Genomic DNA, 4,768 nt, shown 5'->3' on the forward strand with positions numbered 1-4,768 from the left:
AAAGGCACGGACTTCGGTAAAATAACCAATGAGCAGGTGGCAATGGTAGCATCATTAATTAACACAAGGCCCAGAAAATGTCTGGGCTACAAGACGCCCCTTGAAGTCGCATCTGTTGCACTTCGAGATTGAATGTAGGCAGAAGATTTTACATTACCGGGGAAGAAAGGGGGACAGAGAGGTAATTGATAGGTTATAATAGAAGTTGTGGGCAGGGTCATTGCCATAGCTAATCAGAAAGGGGGCGTTGGAAAAACCACAACCGCAGTTAATCTTTCAGCCTCCATTTCTCTTGCAGAAGAGGAGATCCTTCTTATAGACTCAGACCCTCAGGGAAATGCAACGAGTGGCTACGAGGCAGGGCGGACTCAAGGGCAGGCGAATCTCTATGATGTTTATGCAGGAAGATGCACCATAGAGCAGGCAATCATAAAAACCGCGGTGAATCACCTGAGTCTTATTCCATCCTCAGTAGACCTTCTTGGAGTCGAGATTGAGATTGTGGACAAGCAGGGAAGAGAAACACTGCTTTCTCAGATGATTTCATCCATAAGGGATAGATTCAGATATATCTTTATAGATTGTCCTCCATCTCTTGGGCTACTGACCCTAAATGCCATGGTTGCCGCAGACTCTGTGTTAGTGCCTGTTCAGTGCGAATATTATGCCCTCGAAGGGCTTGGAATGCTCACAAAGACATTGAGCCTCGTAAGGAAGTCTTTTAACCCATCGCTTTATATAGAGGGCTTGCTTTTGACTATGTACGATGGAAGAAACCTTCTTTCGTCACAGGTTGAAGAGGAGTTGAGAAAACACTTTGGCAAAAAGGTCTATAACACGGTAATCCCCCGAAATGTTACACTTGCAGAGGCACCAAGTCACGGAAAACCAGTCTTGCTTTATGATGCACGCTCAAGGGGTGCACAGAGCTATATTACGCTTGCAAAGGAGATTTTAAATGAAAATGGCATTAGGCAAAGGGCTTGATGCACTTATCCCAAAGTCTAAGGAAGAAATAGTCCTTCTCGATATAGAGCGTATCCTTCCGGGAAAAGAACAGCCAAGAAGAATCTTCAGGGAAGAGACCCTGAAGGAGCTTGCTTTATCCATAAAGGAAAAAGGCGTGCTTCAGCCCGTTATCGTAAGCAGAACTGGAGATGGCTCATTCGGCATTATAGCAGGAGAGCGAAGGCTGAGGGCATCGAGGCTTGCAGGGATTAAAAAAATCCCTGCCATGATAAGGGATACAACACCCGAGGATTCCCTCGAGGTCGCACTTATAGAGAACATCCAGAGGGAAGACCTTGGACCTATAGAGACTGCACAAGCATTTCAGAAACTAATGAAAGACTTCAATCTCACACAAGAGCAACTCTCGGAAAAGGTTGGTAAGGAAAGGGCAACTGTTGCAAACTATCTGAGACTCCTTAAACTCCCTGAAGAGGTTAAGGCACTTATAAACGATGACAAGCTCTCCATGGGCCATGCGAGGGCAATCCTTTCCCTCGATGAAAGACAGACTCAAATCAATGCCGCAAAGACAATACTAAAGAAAGGCTTAAGCGTAAGAGAGGCAGAGGTCCTAATTAAAAGGCTTTCCTCTGACAGAAAACCCTTTCGTAAGACTGCCCCGCGGGACCCACAGATTTCCTCGCTCGAGGAAAAACTCATCAGGAGCCTTGGAACTAAGGTAAGGCTGAGACACAAAGGCAAAAGAGGCAGTATAGAGATTGAATATTACTCCTTAGATGAGCTCGACAGGCTACTGGATATATTAATCCAATAAGCTTATTCCTCGCTTATCAATAGGCATTCTTTTTGCTTCTTTACTAGAGGAGTTTTATGGTGTAAGATTTATATAATCCTATATATTATAGGGCTCGGACTGAATATTAGTGCATTTGGTAAAGGGTGAAGTCACGCACAACTATTTAAGGGGCTGAGGGATATGACACAAGAAAACGGGGATGAGGCAAAAGAAAGAGATTTCTTTGGTACTGTGTTTAATTCCATTGGAGATGCAGTTGTTGTCATTAACAGGGATATGCGGATTGTCATGGCAAACAAAGCCTATTGGGAGCAGGAAAAGCTCCCTGTCAATAGCGTGTTGGGCAGGCATTGCTATGAGGTATCTCATGGCTTTCAAAGACCCTGCCCTGAGATAAAACCTGAATGTGAATGCCCGGTTAAGGAGACATTTGAAACAGGAGAGCCTTCAAAGGCAGTCCATACTCATAAAGACAAAGACGGCAATGAAGTTTATGTCTCGATAAGGTCATATCCAATAAAAAACAGCTCCGGAGAGGTCACTGAGATAGTTGAAATCCTAAATGACATAACCGAAAGAAAAAATACAAACGACGAGCTCGGAAAAAAGGTAAAAGAGCTTGAGGACTTCTATGAAATGGCAGTTGGAAGAGAGATGAAGATGACTGAGCTTAAATATGAGATTGAAAAACTAAAGCAGGAGCTTAAGAGGCTTAAAGGTGAGAAATGAAAGGCAGAGAGCCTCTTCAAAGACTGGCAGTTTATGTCTCCCTCATGGGCTGGGTCATCCTCCTATTGTATGTCTTAGTCGTCTATGTGCACGGGCAAAGGCAATTCTCCCAGTTTGTTGAGGAGTTCCTTTCTTCGGAGCTTATGGGATTCAGGTTCAGGGCATTGATACTTTTTGCCCCGTTTTTAACGACTATCATGGGCTATCTTATTAGTGAAAGGGTGAAGTTCGTCAAAAAGACACTTGAGATCGAGGGGAAATTAGAAAGGGCACTTACTAACTGGAGAGAGACATTTGATTCCATGCCTTATGGAGTCATGGTTATTGACAGTGATTCCAATATCCTCAAGGCAAACGAATATATCGCAAGACTTTACTCCTTGCCGGTTAAAGAGCTTATAGGAAGGAAATGCTATCAGGTTGTTCATGGAAGAGAATCCGAGATAAAAGGCTGTCCATTGAAGGTCTCCCTTAAGACACTGGAAACCGAAAGCCTCGAATATTACGATAAAAGGCTTAACCTTTGGTTTCTACTTCACTCAACTCCCTTGGTAAGCGATGAAGGCATTGCTTATGTGCATTCGATTGTTGACATTACAGAGCTTAAGGATAAGGAAAAAAGACTCATAGAGGGCAAGTCAGCGTTCTTTAACATGCTTAAGGACCTCGATGTCTCTTATAAGGAATTGAAACTTCTCTTTGATGGTCTGGTATTTGCCTTTGTAGATGTGATTGATGCAAAAAGCCCATGGACAAAGGGACACTCAGAAAGGGTAACTTTATACGCCGTGGCAATAGCAAAAGAGATGGAGCTTTCCGAAAAAGACATAGAGACTTTGAGGATAGCCTCTATACTTCATGACATAGGAAAGATAGGGACATATGATAAAATCTTAGAAAAACCCGATAAGCTAACAGAGGAGGAGTTTAATCTCGTAAAACAACATCCTAAAAAAGGCTCAGAACTCTTAAGGCATATAAAACCTCTTGAGGATGTTATACCAATCATCAGGCATCACCATGAAAAACTTGACGGCTCAGGCTATGTGGATGGACTTAAAGGAGATGAGATACCCTTGCTTTCAAGAATAGTTTGCGTTTCTGATTCCTATGACTCAATGACTTCGGACAGGCCCTATAGACCTGCACCCGGAAAGGGATATGCAATCTCAGAGCTTAAAAGATGCTCAGGCACTCAGTTTGACCCTATCGTTGTTTCCGCATTCATTAAAATACTAAGTTAAGTCTCCTCTAAGCACCAATCTGTTTTGCTATGAAGGAGTCAATAGCTGATTGGTCTTTATCTAATGTCTCAAAGAATCTAACTCCAAATCCGCTTGCTCCCGAATCATCCCTTGCCTCTCTGATAACAATGCCTTTTGTCTTTATCTTGTCTTTTGAATCAGGCAGGGAAAACTCCAGACCAACAGATGAGCCTATTGCAAATGGCGACTCTGTTATAAGCAGAATGCCAAACCTGCTTATGTTTTTTGCAGTGCCTGAGCTTCCGGTTCCTTTGAATTTAATATTAACTGGCATGGACACCTTAAACCTTGGATCAGTCCGCTCTTTTATCGGGATGAATTTTTTAATCTCCGAGATGAAGATGTCTTCATCTACTGGTTTTCTAAGGTAGGAACTGCACCCTGCGGCATAACATTCGGATTCCTTGAAAGAGGAAGTAAGGATTACCACAGGCATGTCCTTCAGCTCTATATCGCTTTTTATGAACCTACAGCACTCTATGCCATTCATTACAGGCATCTCGAGGTCAAGGAAAACTATGTCGGGCTTTTCAGCCTTTGCGATGCGAAGTGCCTCGAGGCCATTTGTGGCTTTAAGGACAGTGCATTCAGACCTCTTGAGGAACGAGGTCTCGAGGTCAAGGAAACTCTTTGAGTCATCTACGACTAAAACCTTCACAGACATATCTACCCCCCTTAGAATTTGTTAACCTCTACGATATTATGGTGCCGAAGGCGGGATTTGAACCCGCATGGGTTTCCCCACACGCCCCTCAAACGTGCGTGTCTACCAGGTTCCACCACTTCGGCTCAAAATGAATTTTACTATAAAAATTACCTATCTTTCAACCCCTGTAGGAAAATCCCAAATCTGCCGATAGAGAATCGTCATTGAAAGCGGAGCGAAGCAATCTCAGCAGCTTACGCAAGATTGCCACGCACCCTACAGGTGCTCGCAATGACCCACGGTTTTGTCATTCCCGCTCGTCGGGAATCCTTCCGACTTGTTCGGAATCGAAAGAAAGAT

At 43.6% G+C, this 4,768-nt stretch carries 5 protein-coding genes and 1 tRNA gene; 4 read left to right on the top strand and 2 right to left on the bottom strand.

The features are described 5' to 3' along the window. The first annotated feature begins 207 nt into the window (after nt 1-207). The 4 genes from HY805_09100 (at nt 208) to HY805_09115 (ending at nt 3,741) form a co-directional block, all read left to right on the top strand. Nucleotides 208-987: an AAA family ATPase gene (locus HY805_09100; GenBank protein ID MBI4824366.1), complete on the top strand. Its 780-nt coding sequence runs from the start codon at nt 208-210 to the stop codon at nt 985-987. After that, complete coding sequence (locus HY805_09105) at nt 959-1,786, top strand: ParB/RepB/Spo0J family partition protein (protein ID MBI4824367.1); 828 nt, start codon at nt 959-961, stop codon at nt 1,784-1,786. The genes HY805_09100 and HY805_09105 overlap by 29 nt, the downstream gene beginning before the upstream one ends. Nucleotides 1,787-1,948: 162 nt before the next feature. After that, entirely contained in the window at nt 1,949-2,497 is a 549-nt protein-coding gene (locus HY805_09110; protein MBI4824368.1) for a PAS domain-containing protein, read from the top strand. Then, the gene (locus HY805_09115) at nt 2,494-3,741 is read left to right on the top strand and encodes an HD domain-containing protein (GenBank protein ID MBI4824369.1); all 1,248 of its coding nucleotides are present in this window, start codon (nt 2,494-2,496) and stop codon (nt 3,739-3,741) included. The genes HY805_09110 and HY805_09115 overlap by 4 nt, the downstream gene beginning before the upstream one ends. Before the next feature lie 7 nt (nt 3,742-3,748). Here HY805_09115 and HY805_09120 read toward each other — a convergent pair whose 3' ends face one another. Together HY805_09120 and HY805_09125 are read right to left on the bottom strand one after the other, a co-directional pair. Then, nucleotides 3,749-4,426 carry a response regulator gene (locus tag HY805_09120; protein ID MBI4824370.1) on the bottom strand — a complete coding sequence of 226 codons (678 nt, stop codon included), beginning with the start codon at nt 4,424-4,426 and terminating at the stop codon, nt 3,749-3,751. Nucleotides 4,427-4,465: 39 nt separating this feature from the next. Further along, nucleotides 4,466-4,551 (bottom strand) — tRNA-Leu (locus HY805_09125). Nucleotides 4,552-4,768: the final 217 nt, after the last annotated feature.

The sequence above is a fragment of the Nitrospirota bacterium genome (assembly GCA_016207905.1).
GTDB lineage: Bacteria > Nitrospirota > Thermodesulfovibrionia > Thermodesulfovibrionales > JdFR-86 > JACQZC01.

What these genes read in the sequence shown, in the direction of transcription:
- HY805_09115 (MBI4824369.1), top strand. Translation starts at nt 2,494, where the DNA reads ATGAAAGGCAGAGAGCCTCTTCAAAGACTGGCAGTTTATGTCTCCCTC.
- HY805_09105 (MBI4824367.1), top strand. Translation starts at nt 959, where the DNA reads ATGAAAATGGCATTAGGCAAAGGGCTTGATGCACTTATCCCAAAGTCT.
- HY805_09110 (MBI4824368.1), top strand. Translation starts at nt 1,949, where the DNA reads ATGACACAAGAAAACGGGGATGAGGCAAAAGAAAGAGATTTCTTTGGT.
- HY805_09120 (MBI4824370.1), bottom strand. Translation starts at nt 4,426, where the DNA reads ATGTCTGTGAAGGTTTTAGTCGTAGATGACTCAAAGAGTTTCCTTGAC.